The sequence below is a fragment of the Bacteroides sp. 44_46 genome, from assembly GCF_001915465.1.
Taxonomy (GTDB): Bacteria; Bacteroidota; Bacteroidia; order Bacteroidales; family Bacteroidaceae; genus Bacteroides; species Bacteroides clarus.
The window spans coordinates 97,313-115,447 of record NZ_MNQO01000018.1 but is presented as its reverse complement, the minus strand read 5'-3'; the positions used below and the strand labels follow the sequence as shown (position 1 = coordinate 115,447).

The window sequence follows — 18,135 nt, the reverse complement described above, 5'->3', positions numbered from 1 at the left end:
GTCGCTATCTTTGCAAGTATTTTTTACAGAACCTTATAGCAAGCTGAAATGAAAAGCGGTTGTATCTACACATGTATACTTTTGTGTTTGTACGTTTACAACTCATACGGACAGACGCTTGATGACAACATTGTCATTACACAATGCAACGATTCCTACGTCTTTATGGAAAAAGACGGTATTCCTGCCGTACGCAACCGGAAAGAGACTTCCTATGAAGCCACAAGAATGGGAACTACATTGCAACCTTACACCTACTACGGAGAATTCATCTCGTTGGACGGAGCTTCCGCCAAAGGCGGGGGAAAGGCTGAGTATAAAAGTATTACACCGGAAAATGTTTTCTTTGACGACAGCAAGGTCTGCTTCTTCAACATCAATCTCGACCGTAAAGGAAAAAAGACAGAGGTAACATTTAAACGTACTTTTCACGACCTGCGTTATTTTACACGAATCTATTTGGGCGAAGACTATTTTATCAAAGAAAAACAAATAACATTCATCATTCCACAATCCCTTTCCCATTTCCGGCTGACAGAAAAGAACTTTACTCCTTCTATTCACTGCGAACGCGGTATCAACAGTTCGGGAGATTCCTTATTCACTTATACCGTAACGGATATGCCGGCCATGAAAGACGAGCAACATATGCCGGCATCAGGTAAAGTATATCCGCACATACTGATAACAGGATCATTTACAGATTGTCACGATATGTATCGTTGGTCTAACGGACTGGCACAGGTAGACTGTGACATACCCGAACTCGACAAGCTATTAGCGGAGATTACCGAAGGTTGCCGCACGGATATGGAAAAAATACGTAATACATATACCTGGGTACAACAAAACATCCGTTATATCGCTTTTGAAGCAGGTATATCGGGACACAAGCCAGATACTCCGGCAGAAGTGCTGCGCAAACGGTACGGCGATTGCAAAGGAATGGCAATCCTGCTCCGTACATTGCTGAAAGCACAAGGCTTCGATGCCCGCCTGACCGATATAGGCACCATAGACATTCCCTACCGAATGAGCGAAATAGCTACACTTGCGTCCGTCAACCATATGATATGCAGCCTTATCTACCGGGGAAAGACCTATTATCTGGATGCCACCAACGAATATATCAACCCGGAATTCATACCCGGAAGTATACAAGGAAGGGAAGCCGTAATAGAGAATGGAGAAGACTGTATCGTACACATATTGCCTATACTGAACAGTAACGCGTCTACAGACAGCCTGTCTTATACCTGCACCCTATCCGACAAACAAACGAACAAAGTATTGCAGGGTAATGCAACCCGTAGTTGGAGCGGAGACATGAAGGAATTTTTCCTCACGGCCTACCACGAAAACGATAAAAGCAGCCAGGAAGAATATCTTCCCCGTATCTTGACAGGGAATAATCATAATTATCAGGTTGATTCGGTCAGTTGGATACAGCAGAAGCCTCAACAAAAATGGGCTATACTGACCGGAAAAGTAATAAACAGCAGCGCGGTACAAGTAGCCGATGGTGAGTTTTACATAGAACTGGACCTCCACAATGACCTGTTCGGCCAACCGATAGACACCGCTAAACGTATTCATGATTACGAGCTCCCGCTCCGTTGCCGCATCGTACGCCATACGGAGCTGGAAATACCCTCAGGCTATGTACTTGTTTATTGCCCCGAAGGCATCTCAATCCATACGCCGCAAGGCATACTCTGCTGCTCATATAAAACAGAAGGGAACAAAATCATTTTCCGGAAAGTAATGGAGATAACCGAAAAACGTATTCCCCGCGACGAAATTACAACCTGGAACGCATACTTGCGGAAATGGGCCGATGCATCCAACGAACAAATCATCCTCAAAAAACAATAATAATGAAACAGAACATGTTATTCCTGATGGGGGTGTTGGCGCTTTTATTCATCACCCCTAATGCCAATGCCGATGACAAAGAGAAATACAAACTCTTTGCGGAGGAAACGAGAAAAGAAGTCTGGGCACTGGAACTGCCTGAATTTACCAACACGGCTGTTCCCGAAAAATACAAGGACGAATCAGCTGTCATTCTGGCTGCGCACAGCCGGTTAGAAGTCACCAAAAAGACCCGTTTCAACGTTGGCGCCTTTCTCGGAGGATTTCACTATATCGACCGTGAAGTAAATTGTCGCGACTTGTATCGTATGCTTGTGCAAATCAACGATAAGGCTGCTCTGAAAGAATTCTCCGAATTTGATTACAAAGCGGAAATACGTAAAAAAGAGTGGCGATATGACGAAAACTACCAGCAAGTACTGGGCGTGCGAATTATCAAACCGGACGGTACCGTAAACGAAGTAAGCACGGATGAATATATGACAGCCACCGAAGGCAGGAAAGACCGGGAACAACGTCAGAAACTTGCCGTACCCGGACTGGAAATCGGTGATAAGATAGATATTTTTTTCTTCAACTACACTTCATTGGAAAATCATAATCTCGACCCGTTCATCTTCCGGTTTCGCCAAAGCCATCCGATGCTTTCTTACACGGTGCATTGCGAGATAGACGATAAACTTACTACCCAATACCGTACTCTGAACGGCGCACCGGACTTCAAACAAAGTAAAGACGAAGACGGAAACATCCTGCTCGATGCCGAAATGAAGGATATAGAACAAACCGAACCCGGTTTATGGTACAACCCTATGCAGCAAACTCCAATGACATTGATGTACATCACCAATAGCAAGATGAAAAAATACACCTATATTCCCGAAAGTACCACGAAAAAAGGACTACAGGCCAATCCCGATGCGGCAGCCATGCAAGAGGACGACTGGGATTTTATGAAACAAGCGAAAAAATATACCGGATACGGCGGATTGAGTAACACCAAAAAAGGAATCCGGCTTCTCCGTAACGTGAAAAAGATAAAGAAAAAAGACTGGACAGATGAGAAGAAAGCCGACTTCATCTACAATTACTATCATTTTGCACTGATGACAGACCTCAAGAGCAATTGTAATAATGAATTGTTCATTATCTATTTTCAAGGATTGCTGAATTGGGTAGATGTTCCCAATCTGCTCGGAATGACTACCCACGAAAATAAAGAGCCTCTTGATAAATTGACAAACTATCGCAATACCACATGGTTTCTTGCACTTCCGGAAAGTAAGAAATATTATCTCCCACCTTCAGGATATCTCATTCCCCATGAAATCCCCGTCCGTTACCAAGGCAGGCAAGCTATCTTGGAACCGGATAAAGAGAAAGCCAAAAAGTTGAAAACAAAGGCAGAAAGAGAGCGCCTCAATCTGCCGGCAGGTACAGCCGATGACAACTGTAACATTACCGCCATACAAGCTGACCTTGATAATACGTTACTCACCGTTAACCGGAACGAATATCGCACCGGAACACAAAAAGAGTATATGCAGGAGATGTTAGTAAAAATGGAAGATGTGGACGCCGCTTACCGACGTCTGCTTAGCATTGACAAAGAATTTGCCGAAGAAGTAGGCAAGAAATATGCGGATGATCTCCAAGAAGCATTCCGCAAAGGTCGTGAACAGGAAAAGGAAAATTATAAATGGGAAATAGATTTCTATCACGGTGAAAACGCCAAAGAACTGCTCGACTATCAGATGCAATGTCTGGGTAATCGCCCGGACAGCGCAGCCTTTATTTATAATGTCCGCTATACAATGGATGGCTATATCCGAAAAGCAGGTCCTAACTACGTACTTTCCGCAGGCAAACTAATCGGTGAACAGACCCGGATTGAAGGTAAGGAACGTAAACGTTCCGCCGACATCTATATGTCCGCTCCCCGTACTTTCCAATGGAATATCACTGTAAATCTTCCGGCAGGCTACAAAGCGGCTCCCGAAGGAGTAGAGAAGCTGAACGTAAAAGTAGAAAACGAGTGTGGCTCTTTCACCGCAAAAGCTGTTACAGAAAACGGCAAACTTATATTGAATATCCTCAAACGGTATAATCATAAGGTAGAACCGGTTGCCAATTGGGAAAAGCTGCTTCAAATCCAAGACGCTTCCAAAGCCTATGAAGCGCTTTCCGTAGTACTGAAGAAATAAGAATACATCACAGAAAAAATAAAAAAAAGGCACGGATTATACGAATTCAACGGACAAAGCATTCCGTGAGCTTTCGTGTAATCCGTGCCTGAATTTAATATTCAGACAAGTATGCCGAATATTAATAATTTTCTTTCTTTACCTCGAAGTAAGCCTGCGGGTGCAAACAAGCAGGACACAATTCAGGAGCTTCCTTACCTGTGTAGATGAAACCGCAGTTACGGCATTGCCATACTACTTCACCTTCTTTAGCGAAAACAGTAGCATTCTCAATGTTCTGTACGAAAGCGCGGTAACGTTCTTCGTGTCCTTTTTCAGCAATGGCAATGTTACGGTACATAGCAGCGATTGCGGGGAAACCTTCTTGCTCGGCAACATCGGCAAAGTGAGGATAGTCCAAAGACCACTCTTCGTGCTCGCCTGCAGCGGCAGCCTGCAAATTCTCCAATGTAGTACCGATAACGCCTGCAGGATAAGAAGCGGTAATTTCTACCATTCCGCCTTCCAGAAACTTAAACATACGTTTCGCATGCTCTTTCTCCTGATCGGCTGTTTCAGTAAAGATGGCTGAGATTTGTTCGTAACCTTCCTTTTTTGCCACGCTTGCAAAATAAGTGTAACGCATTCTTGCTTGTGATTCACCGGCGAATGAAGTCAACAGATTCTTTTCTGTCTGAGTTCCTTTGATACTCTTGCTCATAAATTCTTTTTTTATTAGTTAATGTAATTACGTATAGATTATTCGTATTTCCTTATGTCAACCGGACAAAAATACGAATTTAGTTTAATAAAACCACACTTTGCCTCATTGGATTTGTCTATCACTTCATAGGTAAAATCTATTTCGTTCCATAAATCCAATGAGGCTATTTTTTAATCTCTAATTAATAACAAGCAGTTTGATGTTAATAACAAGAAACAACCTGTTTATGTTCAAATATCCACAAAAAACAATCGGCTGTCTCCCCCAAAGGATACATAAAAACAAAAAGAATGGAATAGTTATAGCTATTTGCATTATTTTACCTAATTTTGCACTCTCTTTTTAATAACTGAAATTCATTTTGACACAACTTCAGGTAAAATAAAGTTTCTAAAATAAAATGAAAGCGTTCGAATTCAAGCCAAAACTGTACACGGCTTTAAAAAATTACTCAAAAGAACTTTTCATGGCAGACCTGATGGCCGGTATCATTGTGGGTATCGTTGCCTTACCACTTGCCATTGCGTTCGGTATTGCATCAGGCGTATCGCCCGAAAAAGGTATTATTACGGCCATCATTGCCGGTTTTATCATCTCACTGTTAGGAGGAAGTAAGGTTCAGATTGGCGGCCCTACCGGTGCGTTCATCGTTATTATTTACGGCATTATCCAGCAATATGGAGAAGCGGGGCTGATTGTCGCCACGTTAATGGCGGGCGTCATCCTTATTCTTCTGGGAATATTCAAGCTGGGGGCAGTCATTAAATTTATCCCCTATCCCATTATCGTAGGTTTTACAAGCGGTATCGCCGTTACTATCTTTACCACTCAGATTGCGGATATATTCGGATTGAGCTTCGGCGGGGAAAAAGTCCCGGGAGACTTCGTGGGAAAATGGATAATCTACTTCCGTCATTTCGACACTGTCAACTGGTGGAATACGGCTGTCAGCATTGCCAGTATTTTTATCATTGCCATTACTCCGAAATTCTCGAAGAAGATTCCCGGCTCGCTCATTGCCATTATCGTAGTGACCGTAGCCGTTTATCTGATGAAGATGTACGGCGGTATCGACTGCATCGACACCATTGGCGACCGTTTCAGCATTAAAGCCGAACTTCCCGACGCTGTGATGCCCGCACTGAACTGGGAAGCGATTAAGAATCTATTCCCCGTTGCCATTACGATTGCTGTATTGGGAGCCATAGAATCCTTGCTTTCGGCTACCGTAGCCGACGGTGTTATCGGTGACAAACACGACTCCAATACCGAATTGATAGCTCAGGGTGTTGCCAACATGGCTACTCCGCTTTTCGGAGGTATTCCCGCCACAGGCGCTATTGCCCGTACAATGGCTAATATCAATAATGGCGGTAAGTCGCCCGTAGCCGGTATAGTGCATGCGGTAGTACTGCTTTTGATTCTGTTGCTGCTTATGCCGCTGGCTCAATACATTCCGATGGGATGTCTGGCAGGCGTACTGGTAGTCGTATCTTATAATATGAGTGGTTGGCGCGTATTCAGGGCATTGATGAAGAACCCCAAATCGGATGTCACCGTATTATTGATAACTTTCTTCCTGACGGTTATCTTCGATTTGACAATCGCTATTGAAGTAGGTTTGGTTATTGCCTGTGTACTCTTCATGCGCCGTGTCATGGAGACAACCGAAATATCGGTTATCAAAGACGAGATAGATCCGAACGCCGAATCGGATATTACCACAAGCGAAGAGCATCTGATTATACCGAAAGGCGTGGAGGTGTACGAAATCAACGGTCCCTACTTTTTCGGTATCGCCACAAAATTCGAGGAGGTGATGGCGCAACTCGGTGACCGTCCCAAGGTACGTATTATACGTATGCGTAAAGTTCCTTTCATAGACTCTACGGGTATCCATAATCTGGAAAGCCTTTGTAAGATGTCTCAAAAAGAGAAAATTACGATTGTATTGTCCGGCGTTAACGAAAAAGTACATAATGTCCTGGAGAAATCCGGTTTTTATGAATTGCTTGGAAAAGATAATATTTGTCCCAACATCAATGTAGCGCTGGAAAAAGCAAAACAATTGCTATAAAAGTCTGTTCACCACTATTCATTATGGCAAGAAAAGGAAGAAAACAAAAGCAATCCAAAGGATTACTCTATTTGATTATATTAATATGCATCGTTTGCATCTGCTATGAGCCCATAGCGGGAGCCTTGCATATTAATCTTCCTGCTGCCGTAACGGAACTCAGTGAAAAAACACCGGTAAAAGCAACCTCCACCGAAGCAATATCCATAAAGAACGTACTCTACCCCGCTCCCCTAAAAAACACACCGGAGCAGATATTGTACCGTAAAGGATATACAGTGTCTTATAACAAAGAAACAAAAATACCGAACTGGGTAGCCTGGGAACTTACTCCCGAAAAACTGATAGAACGTGAAAGCCGTACCGACAAATTCATGCCTGATCCCGACCTGCCCGAAAGCCAGGCCGTAACCACCGATGACTATAAACGTAGCGGCATGGACAGAGGACATATGTGTCCTGCAGGCGATAATCGCTGGCATTGGAAAGCCATGCAGGAAAGTTTCTACATGACCAATATCTGTCCTCAAAATCACAATCTGAACCGAGGCGACTGGAAAGAGTTGGAAGAAGCCTGTCGCTTATGGGCGAAGAAAGAAGGAAAAATCTATATTGTTTGCGGACCTGTCCTTTATCGGCAAAAGCATCGTACTATCGGTAAGAAGCATAAAATCACCGTGCCTGAAGCCTTTTTCAAAGTAATACTCTGCACAAACAGCAATCCGCCTAAAGCTATCGGGTTTATTTATAAAAATACATCAGGAAATCATCCCTTAGATACTTATGTTAATAGTGTGGATGAAGTAGAGCGTATTACCGGCATGGATTTCTTCCCTGCCCTACCCGATAATATTGAAAAACGGGTAGAAGCAACCTATAATTTGAATTTATGGGGAAAGCGATAAAACGAAACACTTTTTAACCTTACATATTTATACAAACATATTGTCACACATCCACTTGCTTTTCACACTTTATATCACTTATTTTTTTATCTTTTCGATATACACTCTATAATCATCTGTCCTTTTTCTATTTTTTAATAATATAAGCCCTTTATAAACTTACAATTCGATACATAATTATTTGCTATTTTATTAATGATGCTGTTAGTTTATTTAATACCTTTGCAACGGTTTATATAATAGATTTTATTTTCAGCTAAAAAATGAAATACAATACTGTACACAGTCTATCTTTTGTTTGGAGAAACGTAAAAAAGCGTGATGAGATTTCACGTTAAGAAGAAGACTATTCCAAAAATTCCACAACAGCATATTTATCAATTTTAATTTTAATCAATAATAATTTAAAGACAAGGATGAGAAAATCAATTCTTTGGTTTGTCTTTCTTACATTATTGACTATTCAATCTGCTTTTGCACAAGGATTCTTTGTAAAGGGTAAGGTCATTTCCCAAGAGGATAATGAACCGTTGATTGGTGTGTCGATTTTGCAAGAGGGAAGCACAAATGGTGTAGTAACCGACGTTGACGGTAACTACAGTCTTGAGATTAAAGGTACGGCAAGAGCCACTTTACTGTTCTCGTACATCGGTATGCAATCGCAAAAACATGAAGTCAGTGCCAAGACCGGTACACTGAATGTTCGTCTTGCTCCGGATGCCGCGTTAATAGACGAGGTAGTGGTAGTAGCGTATGGAGTCCGCAAAAAGGGGACGATTGCCGGCTCTGTATCAACCGTAAAATCGGAAAAAATGGAAAATGTACCGGCAGCCGGGTTCGACCAGGCATTGCAGGGACAGACGCCGGGTTTGTCAGTTATCTCCAATTCCGGAGAGCCCAGTAAAGCGGCGGTATTCCAGATTCGCGGTACCAACTCTATCAATTCGGGTACATCCCCGTTGTTTATTCTGGACGGTGTGCCTATTTCCAGTTCGGATTTTAACACAATCAGCCCGGGAGATATCGAATCTATCTCCGTGTTGAAGGATGCTTCTTCAACATCTATCTACGGTGCGCGTGCCGCAAACGGTGTGGTTGTAATCACTACCAAACGTGGTCTGGCAATGGATAAGGCTAAAGTAACGCTGCGTGCTCAGTACGGTTTCTCACAGTTGGCGTCTAACGACAACTGGACAATGATGAACACTCCCGAACGTATTCAGTTTGAGAAAGAAATCGGTCTGGATACCGGACAGGATTATGAAATCCTTTCACGTACCAATGTAAACTGGCTGAACGAAGTATTTAACGACCGCGCTCCGCTGCAGAACTACGAACTCTCCGTAAACCGCGCTACCGAACGCTTGAACTATTACGTTTCCGGAGGTTTCTACGACCAGGACGGTATTGCCCAAAGCTCTTCCTTCCGTCGTTACAATATGCGCGCCAACGCAGAAGTAAAAGCCAGCAACTGGTTGAAAATCGGAACCAACACCATGGCCGCTTACGAAGAAGTTCAGCAGGCGGAAGAGGGAGAAATGGCGCTCTATACTCCTATTTCCGGTTCCCGTTTTATGTTGCCTTATTGGAACCCGTACAATGCAGACGGTTCTTTAGCTTCCGAAAACAACGGAACTTGGGCGGGAACAGGTCAGAACCCTATTGAGTGGATGAACAACAATCCGGTTAATTATAAGAAGTATAAAGTACTGTCTACCGTATTTGCAGACATTACTCCGATTAAGAACCTGACCATTCATACGCAATTCGGTGCAGACTACTCTCACTCTACGGCTTTCATGCGGTCATATCCCAGCTATATTATTAATGACGGAAACGGTTCTGCCGGACGTAACTCCTCAGACGCTCTTACATTGAGTGAAACTACTACCGTCAATTACCGTTGGGCATTGAACGATGACCACTCGCTCAACTTCCTGTTGGGACAAGAAGCGGTGGACTATCAGTCAACAGGCTTCCAGGTAATTACCCGCGGGCAAGCCAATGACAAATTAACGAATGTAACTTCCGGTACACGCGCTTCTTCATGGGCGGATTCCAATGACTCTTATTCATACCTGTCATTCTTCTTCCGTGGTGAATACAATTATAAAGATTTGTATTACGCAGAAGTTGCCACCCGTACCGATGCCTCCTCACGTTTCGGTAAAGACCACCGTTGGGGTGTGTTCTGGTCGTTAGGTTTCATGTGGAATGTTAAGAACGAGGCTTTCCTGAAAGACATCGAATGGCTTACCAGCGCACAAGTTGCATTGAGTACCGGTACTTCCGGTAACTCGGAAATACCCAATTACGACCACTTGGCATTGGTTGCCGGCGGTCCTAACTACAATGACGAAGCCGGAATCTATCCGAAACAGAGCGGAAATGAAGATTTAGGCTGGGAACAGACCTGGGCAAACAATGTCGGTCTGCGTCTGGGCTTCTTCAACCGTGCCAACCTGAACATCGACTTTTACCATAAGAAGACAAGCAATATGTTGATGTACGTTCCCGAATCATACGCCGTAACCGGCGAAGGTTCCCGTTGGGAAAACATCGGCGCAATGATAAACCGTGGTGTCGAAATCTCAATAGACGGTGATGTAATCCGTACCAAAGACTTTGCCTGGAATTTGAATGTCAATGTATCTTATAATAAGAACAAGCTCGTAGAACTCTATAACGGTGTACAGGAATATGTGAACTCTACTACCGGATTGAAATACGTAGTAGGCCACCCGGTACACGAATTCTTCCTGAACCGCTATGCCGGAGTAAATCCTGCCAACGGTGATGCCTTGTGGTACACTAAAGACGGTGAAATAACCACCGAGTTCCGCGAAGAAGACAAAGTAATGACCGGAAAGACTTTCGACTCTCCTTGGGCCGGCGGTTTCGGAACAACTTTCAGTTGGAAAGGCTTGTCATTATCTGCCCAATTCAGCTGGATGGCCGACCGTTGGGTAATGAACAACGACCGTTTCTTCGAAGAAAGCAACGGATTGTACAGCGCATACAACCAGTCAAGACGCCTGTTGTACGACCGCTGGAAAAAGCCGGGTGACATTACAGACATTCCCCGTTACGGAGTGGTTGCCCAACTCGATGACCGTTTCCTCGAAAACGCTTCATTCCTTCGCTTGAAGAACCTGACGCTGGCTTACGCACTTCCTCAGCCGTTGCTGAAGAAAACCAACTTCTTCACATCCGCACGTGTCTACCTGCAAGGTCAGAATCTGTTGACCTTTACCGGTTTCAAAGGACTCGACCCGGAAGTTGCAAGCAATATTTACAGAGCACAATATCCGGCATCACGCCAGTTCACATTGGGTATTGAAGTTTCATTCTAATATTATAAGCAGAAAGAAAGATGATTAAAAAATTCAGATTATATATAATGTTGGCTGCCGTGATGTTGTCCGCTACTTCCTGTTTGGACAAACTGCCTGAAGACGAAGTGCCTTTCGACCAGGCCATTCAGACGGTAGACGATGTAAACCTGGCTGTTATCGGTATTTACGACGCTTACAAGAGCAAATACCTGTACTCCGGTAACCTTACATTGTTGCCCGATTTGCAGACCGACCTCGTTTATGGAATAAACGGCAATACGAATATCTACGGCGATATCTGGCGTTGGAAAGACATCCTGGCTACCAATACCGATATTGAAGCCGTATACGGTTCATTGTACGAAGTTATCAACCGTTGTAACTTCCTGCTCGACAGAGTAGACAATGTAAGAAAGAACACAACGGACGATACAGCCCTCGACAAATTGGATCAGTGTTGCGGTGAAGCCTATTTCGCTCGTGCACTGGCCTACTCGGAACTGATTAAACTGTTCTGCAAGGCATACGAAAGCGACGAAGATGCCGCCAATCAACTGGGTGTTATCCTTAGTCAACACTATCGCGGTGATGAGGAAATGAAACGCTCTTCATTAAAAGACTCTTATCAGTTTGTATTGGACGACCTCGACCGTGCAGCCGATTTGCTGGAACTTGAAGAAGATTTCAGCGGTGCATTATACGATACTCCGTACTTCAACGAATACACCGTCTACGCATTGCGTGCCCGTGTAGCCCTTTACATGAAAAAGTGGGACGAAGCTATCAAATACTCTACCAAGGTTATTGAAAGCGGCTATTACACATTGTCAAGCTGTACACAGCAGATTTCTTCCGGCATCAGCTATTATAAATATATGTGGACAAACGACCACTCCACCGAGGCTATCTGGAAAGTTGGTTTCACTATCAACTCCTATGGCGGCCGTTTAGGAACTATTTTTGCGAACTACGATTACACCACTCTGCGTCCGGATTATGTTCCTGCAAAGTGGGCTATCAATCTATACGATGCAAATGACTTGCGTGCTTCCACTTTCTTCCAGTCTTTCACTACCGGATACAGCCACGGACTTACCTGGCCGTTGTTGATTAAGTATTTCGGTAACGAAGAGTTCACCAATTACAAGATTCTTCACGTTACCATGCCGAAAGTACTCCGTTTGTCGGAACAATATCTGATACGTGCCGAGGCATACGTACAATCAGGAAAGACCGCTGAAGCAGGAAAAGACATTACCGCTATCCGTGCGGCACGTTACGCTACGTATGGTGGTTCTACCCCTATGGGTGACAAAGAAAACGCAATGAAAGTCATTGAGGAAGAACGCGTAAAAGAGCTCTATATGGAAGGTTTCCGCCTGCAAGACTTGAAGCGCTGGCACAAAGGTTTCAAACGTGAACCGCAAGACCAGTCACTTTCCAACGGCAGCAGTCTGAAAGTGGAAGCGGACGATCCTATGTTCGTATGGCCGATACCTCAGCACGAACTGGATGCTCCGGGCTCGGAAGTGGAACCTAATGAAAGTAACAAATAAGACTAAAAACATACGATAATGAAAAAACTATTATTTGGATGTATTACAGCCGTTGCTGCACTGATAGCCCTTGTCGGATGCGAACAGGACAAGGTGGTATACAGCGGGCCTAATTATCTTATGTTTTCCGACACGCTCTACCAATACGGTGTGCAAGAAAGCAATGAGATATTCAATGTCCCCGTTTCAGCCACTGTACCTGCCGATTACGATCGTACTTTCGCTGTCGAGATATTAGACAAGAAGAGCAACGCTATCGAAGGAAAGCACTATAAACTCCTTTCAAATACAGTGACTATCAAAGCCGGTGAAATGGCAGCCAATGTGGAAGTACAAGGTAACTATGAGAGTATCGAGCCTACCGATTCATTAGGATTTGCCCTGCACCTCATCATTCCCGAATCTAACGAGTGGGAAATGTACGGCACCGAAACTAAAGTTGTACTGCAGAAAGTTTGTCCGTTCGACATCAATAACTTTACAGGATACTGTACAGTTACTTCTACTTTCTTTGGCGGTAACGACATACCCAATCAAAATGTGGATATGCGTCTGATTACTTCCGACGTTGCGGAAGAAGAAAATACAATTATCCTACACGGCATCTACTACGATGGATACGATACAAAGATAAAGTTCAATACCAAAGACCCGCTTAAACCACTGATTGAAATGAAAGAGCAAGTGTGCGGTAGTACAGGAGAAGCTTTCGGAACTATCTACGGTAATGGCAATTTATTATTGAATCAGCCTACAAGCTATACTTCTTATTATAGAACTTGCGAGAATTACCTTTTGCAATTCGTTACAGTAAGTGTCGATAATAAAGATGGTTCGGAATATGGTACAGTAGGTACTTTCATTAATGTAATCGAATGGATTAGTGAAGCAGAGGCTGAAAAATTAAAAGAACAAGGATATTAACATTTAAAATCATACAATTATGAAAGCATTAAATTTAAAAAGTATGAGTTGGATCATGGCATTAGCTATGATGTTTATTGTGTCATTCACAGGTTGTTCAGACGATGATGGAGAAGACGGTGGTCCTATCGCTCCTGTATTCCCTGAATTAAAAGAAACCAATTGTGGAGCAAATGAAACCACAGAAATCTCTTTTGAAGCAAATCTGGACTGGGAAATATCCAGTAATGCAGGATGGTGTAAATTTATAAATGGTGAAATATCTGAAAGTATCATGTCTGGAAAAGCAGGTAAGCAAACCATCAAAATTGCTGTATCTGCCGATGGTCAGAATTACAATGACGATGCCATTGCTGAAATTACTTTGAAAATGGGAGAAAAATCTCAGGTAATATATAAAATCAAACGTGCAAAGAAAGAATATTCTGATTTGGTTATCACCGATGAAGAAGGTAATGTATATGATGCCGAGCACCCGCTAACTATTAAAGGAAATAACATTTCTATACCAATCTACACATCACTTAAAGCACAAGCAGAAGACGGTATGGAAATTGGATTTACTAATCCGGAATGGTTAACATATCGTATTAATGAAGAAACCGGAATGTATGAATTTACATTTAATACAGATAATGAAGAAGGCTTAAACATAAAATATCCAATTGCACAAGGTAATGGTGTATTAGTTTTCGCTACAGCAGATGCTGAAACTGCGAAAACAGATAAGATTCGTAAAGTTGAAATACCCCTCATTTATGAAGGAGTACAGGCTGACGCTATTGGCATTAGTCCTACTCACATGAACGTAATAGTAAAACCTGACGGACAGAGCATCATTAGTGGTGAAACTACAAGTAGCGAATTAGTATCAACTATTATAGCACGCAATGATGAGTTTCATATCATTGAATTTGTACAAACTTATAATAGTGCTGAAGGAGCATACACGTATGATTTTAGTGATGATGGAGATGTGGATTGGGTACAAAGTGTTATTGGTACAGGAGAGAATAAAGATAAAATAACACTTACAGTTGGAAGTAATGAAGGAACTGATGAAAGAGCTGCTATAGTAATGGTATTTCCTAAAGCTGTTTATGAAACAATAAAGAATGACTTATCCGGAAACATTATTGATAATAATACAGGTGACATTAAGACTATGTATAATACAAACATCATGGTCACATTAAAACAAGAAAAAATACAACAACAAGCTGAACGAATTACCTTCAAAGCTGAACTATATGGAAATAGTCAATATCTCAATTCAATGGAAGAAGGGTCTGAAAATGATATTACAAACTTAAAAAACTCACCTAATGTTGGAGATTATCATGTAGAAAATGATAACGTATGGAAAATAACCATTCCTCAAATGGCAGCATATATGTATAGTCAATTCACAGAATTTGGTGAAACTACTACTACTGCTCTATTGATTGAAGCTGTTGGTATGGCGACAGGTCAAGAAATAACAGAAAAAACATCTCACAGCAATGCACATGGATTAAGTTTAACAGGTAATTTTTATGACCTTGAAATGGGAGAATTAGTATCAAGAAGTGGTTGGGGAATTTATTTTGATGACCCTAGTACTTATGATAATAATTATCAATTAGTTGTTAAAGGTGAAGATGGTAAGACACTTGCGCTTTGTATAATTGAGATAGCCGCAGAATAAATATTCCCGTATTACGTAGTTTTTTGTTATAAAACTACGTAATACGAAAAAATATAAGCAATAACTGTAACAATAATACAGAAAAGAAAAAATAAATGAAGTCAAAAAGAACTATAAAGTGGAAACTGTTTCTTGTACCGCTTTTTACCCTATTATTAGGTGTAGCGGCAAGTGGATGTTCTGATGATAAAGATGAATTACAGGGAAGTCAATATGGCTATGTACAATTCAAGATTTATAAATCAGCATCCTATATACAAGAAGAAGTAACCGAATCAAGTACTACAACCACCCGTGCTTCAAATGAATTAAGCAAATTAGGCGAAGCACAAAAAGTTGAAGTAGAGATGCAATACAATGGCAAGAGTATTACTCAAACCCTTGTACTAAATGCCTATAACGAAGAAAATGCCGAATACGGTATGCGCAGTGATAAATTACAATTGTTAGTAGGTGATTATAAAATTGTAAGTTATAAATTGCTTGACAAATTGGATAAGGTTATCATTGGTATATCTGCCGATGATAATGATACATTTTCTGTTATTTCACGCGGGTTAACCATAAAAGATTTAACAGCAGATGTACAAGCTCGCGGAAATGTGACTTTTAAACTTATCAAAGAGGGACTCACTACACGTGCCAATTCAAACAATGAAAAGGAGTACTTATTTAGTAATATCGCTATTATAGATGTAACTGTAACCAATACTTTTACACGTATTCCTACTACTATCAAAGGACTGAAAGTTAAGTATAAAGAAGAATCTGTAGAGCACCAAAATCCTGACAATGTCGATGATAAATACATGGATGTTGGTACAGCCGAATGTGATTCTGCTGTATGGCTACCGGTAGGTACTTATCAAGTTACTGAATACATTACTTATTCCAAAAAAGGTGCTATAACTTCTACTCTTGGAGCAGCAACTAATATTAAAGGTGATGAATTCACGATTACAGATAATAAATTATTTGAAGGAGCTATTATTCCTATTAAACTTTCTGAAACAGCCGAATATATTAAAGACTATTTAGCTCTTAAAGAAATTTGGGAAAACCTGGACGGTAAAAACTGGGGATATCATGGTATCGGCAGTCCTGAAGGTACTAATTGGAACTTCAACAAAGAACTGGATATGTGGGGTGACCAACCGGGTGTATCGTTGAATGACGAAGGTCGTGTTACGGGACTTACTATTGAAGGTTTTGGTGCAAAAGGCAAAGTACCTGATGCTATCGGACAATTGACTGAGTTGAGAGTTCTTGCCCTTGGTTCGCATAGCGAAACTGCAGGAGGCAGACTGTTTACCAACGAAAATATGCAAGAATCACAGAAACAAAAAGTACGTATGAACTACAAAGAAATGTTTCTGGATTATGACCCGCGTATAGAAATGTCTGAACTGTTACAAAACTCAGTTAACCGCAATCCTAAAATGAAAGCTATTAAAAAGGACAATCGCATTCATTTGAAAGATACGCAAATAGGGAACTATACCAACCAGATTACACATGTATCAAAAGCTGTAATGCGTCTTACAAAATTACAGCAATTCTATATGGGTAATTCCCCACTCCTTGCTGAGAACATCTGTACAGACTGGATAGATCCAAATTCTGAATATGCTAAAAAGTATGCAGCAGACAAATTGGATTGGAAAAAGATGACAGAATTGACAGACATCGAATTGTATAACTGTCCCAAGTTGACAACATTACCGGAATTTTTATATGAGATTCCAGAAATGCAAGTACTGAATATAGCTTGTTGTAGAGGTATTGAAAGTTCCCAATTAACTGAAGACTGGAAAAGATTAGCTACTCCTAATAAGTGTGAATCTGCAAAAAAAATCCAAATTCTTTATATGAGCTATAATAATCTGGTACATTTTCCAAAAGAATGTTTACCTAATATGGAAAAATTAGGCTTACTAGATTGTATGGCTAACAAAATAGAAACATTACAACCTTTTGGAAAAGATGTTAAATTGACTCAGCTAAATCTGAATTACAATAAAATCACAGAAATTCCAAAAGACTTTTGTGGCTTTACTGATCAAGTAGAAAGTTTAAGTTTTGCTCATAATAAGCTGAAATATATTCCTAATATATTTAATGCTGGTTCGGTATATGTAATGGGATCAGTAGATTTCTCTTATAATGAAATAGGCAGTGAGAGTGGTGAAAACATAGCTCCTGAAGATCAGAAGGATTATAAAGGAATTAATGCCTCTACTGTAACATTATCATTCAATCAAATAAGCAAATTCCCTACTGAGTTATTCAAAGCAAATTCACCGATCACTACGATTACGCTGAATAATAACTTATTAGAGAAAATTCCTCAATATTCATTGTCCAGTAAAGAAGGAAACGGTAAGGAATTTAAGAACACATATCTGTTAGGCACTATTGACTTACGTTTTAATAAACTGACAGAATTGTCCGATGACTTCCGGGCGACAACTTTGCCTTACTTAACCAATATGGACGTAAGTTTCAACTGTTTCTCCGAGTTCCCAACTCAACCACTGAACAGTAGTGTGTTGCAAGCTTTCGGTATTCGTCATCAACGTAGTGCTACCGGTGAACGTTGTCTGCGTGATTGGCCGACCGGAATCACAAAATGCCCAAGCCTTCTTCAATTACAGATTGGTTCAAACGATATTCGTAAAGTAAATGAGGAAATGACACCAAAACTCTGGATTTTGGATATTAAAGACAATCCGAATATCTCTATTGACCTCACCAGTATATGTCCCTACATTGAAGCAGGCATGTATATGCTGATTTATGATAAAACGCAGGACATTCGTGGTTGTGATGCTTTAGATATTAAACGATAAACAATAAGAAAGATCCAATT

The 18,135-nt window shown here is 41.4% G+C and carries 10 protein-coding genes; 9 read left to right on the top strand and 1 reads right to left on the bottom strand.

Annotated features, from left to right (window positions below; genetic code table 11):
- The first annotated feature begins 48 nt into the window (after positions 1 to 48).
- Positions 49 to 1,875: a transglutaminase-like domain-containing protein gene (locus BHV73_RS10095; protein ID WP_181986666.1), complete on the top strand. Its 1,827-nt coding sequence runs from the start codon at positions 49 to 51 to the stop codon at positions 1,873 to 1,875.
- Between the two features lie 2 nt (positions 1,876 to 1,877).
- The gene (locus tag BHV73_RS10090; protein ID WP_087412200.1) at positions 1,878 to 4,079 is read left to right on the top strand and encodes a DUF3857 domain-containing protein; all 2,202 of its coding nucleotides are present in this window, start codon (positions 1,878 to 1,880) and stop codon (positions 4,077 to 4,079) included.
- Positions 4,080 to 4,200: 121 nt separating this feature from the next.
- Here the strand turns inward: BHV73_RS10090 and rbr are convergent, their stop codons facing one another.
- Complete coding sequence (rbr, locus tag BHV73_RS10085; RefSeq protein ID WP_009121994.1) at positions 4,201 to 4,779, bottom strand: rubrerythrin; 579 nt, start codon at positions 4,777 to 4,779, stop codon at positions 4,201 to 4,203.
- Between the two features lie 403 nt (positions 4,780 to 5,182).
- Between rbr and BHV73_RS10080 the strand changes: the two genes are divergently transcribed.
- The 7 genes from BHV73_RS10080 to BHV73_RS10050 all read left to right on the top strand — a co-directional run bounded on the left by BHV73_RS10080 (position 5,183) and on the right by BHV73_RS10050 (position 18,115).
- Positions 5,183 to 6,859: a SulP family inorganic anion transporter gene (locus BHV73_RS10080; RefSeq protein WP_087412201.1), complete on the top strand. Its 1,677-nt coding sequence runs from the start codon at positions 5,183 to 5,185 to the stop codon at positions 6,857 to 6,859.
- 23 nt (positions 6,860 to 6,882) lie between these two features.
- A complete protein-coding gene (locus BHV73_RS10075) occupies positions 6,883 to 7,764 on the top strand; it encodes a DNA/RNA non-specific endonuclease (RefSeq protein ID WP_087412202.1) in 882 nt (293 codons plus the stop codon).
- Between the two features lie 416 nt (positions 7,765 to 8,180).
- Positions 8,181 to 11,117 carry a SusC/RagA family TonB-linked outer membrane protein gene (locus BHV73_RS10070; protein ID WP_009121991.1) on the top strand — a complete coding sequence of 979 codons (2,937 nt, stop codon included), beginning with the start codon at positions 8,181 to 8,183 and terminating at the stop codon, positions 11,115 to 11,117.
- A gap of 20 nt (positions 11,118 to 11,137) precedes the next feature.
- Complete coding sequence (locus BHV73_RS10065; RefSeq protein WP_022218616.1) at positions 11,138 to 12,655, top strand: RagB/SusD family nutrient uptake outer membrane protein; 1,518 nt, start codon at positions 11,138 to 11,140, stop codon at positions 12,653 to 12,655.
- A gap of 18 nt (positions 12,656 to 12,673) precedes the next feature.
- The gene (locus tag BHV73_RS10060; protein ID WP_118466884.1) at positions 12,674 to 13,579 is read left to right on the top strand and encodes a DUF4984 domain-containing protein; all 906 of its coding nucleotides are present in this window, start codon (positions 12,674 to 12,676) and stop codon (positions 13,577 to 13,579) included.
- Between the two features lie 19 nt (positions 13,580 to 13,598).
- Positions 13,599 to 15,266: a BACON domain-containing protein gene (locus BHV73_RS10055; protein ID WP_286738188.1), complete on the top strand. Its 1,668-nt coding sequence runs from the start codon at positions 13,599 to 13,601 to the stop codon at positions 15,264 to 15,266.
- Between the two features lie 95 nt (positions 15,267 to 15,361).
- Positions 15,362 to 18,115: a DUF4458 domain-containing protein gene (locus BHV73_RS10050; RefSeq protein ID WP_195621650.1), complete on the top strand. Its 2,754-nt coding sequence runs from the start codon at positions 15,362 to 15,364 to the stop codon at positions 18,113 to 18,115.
- The last annotated feature ends 20 nt before the right edge of the window (positions 18,116 to 18,135 follow it).

Bases quoted from the DNA above. Each gene is read 5' to 3' on its own strand.
- rbr (WP_009121994.1), bottom strand. From the start codon at position 4,779: ATGAGCAAGAGTATCAAAGGAACTCAGACAGAAAAGAATCTGTTGACT.
- BHV73_RS10080 (WP_087412201.1), top strand. From the start codon at position 5,183: ATGAAAGCGTTCGAATTCAAGCCAAAACTGTACACGGCTTTAAAAAAT.
- BHV73_RS10065 (WP_022218616.1), top strand. From the start codon at position 11,138: ATGATTAAAAAATTCAGATTATATATAATGTTGGCTGCCGTGATGTTG.
- BHV73_RS10050 (WP_195621650.1), top strand. From the start codon at position 15,362: ATGAAGTCAAAAAGAACTATAAAGTGGAAACTGTTTCTTGTACCGCTT.
- BHV73_RS10090 (WP_087412200.1), top strand. From the start codon at position 1,878: ATGAAACAGAACATGTTATTCCTGATGGGGGTGTTGGCGCTTTTATTC.
- BHV73_RS10055 (WP_286738188.1), top strand. From the start codon at position 13,599: ATGAAAGCATTAAATTTAAAAAGTATGAGTTGGATCATGGCATTAGCT.
- BHV73_RS10060 (WP_118466884.1), top strand. From the start codon at position 12,674: ATGAAAAAACTATTATTTGGATGTATTACAGCCGTTGCTGCACTGATA.
- BHV73_RS10070 (WP_009121991.1), top strand. From the start codon at position 8,181: ATGAGAAAATCAATTCTTTGGTTTGTCTTTCTTACATTATTGACTATT.
- BHV73_RS10095 (WP_181986666.1), top strand. From the start codon at position 49: ATGAAAAGCGGTTGTATCTACACATGTATACTTTTGTGTTTGTACGTT.
- BHV73_RS10075 (WP_087412202.1), top strand. From the start codon at position 6,883: ATGGCAAGAAAAGGAAGAAAACAAAAGCAATCCAAAGGATTACTCTAT.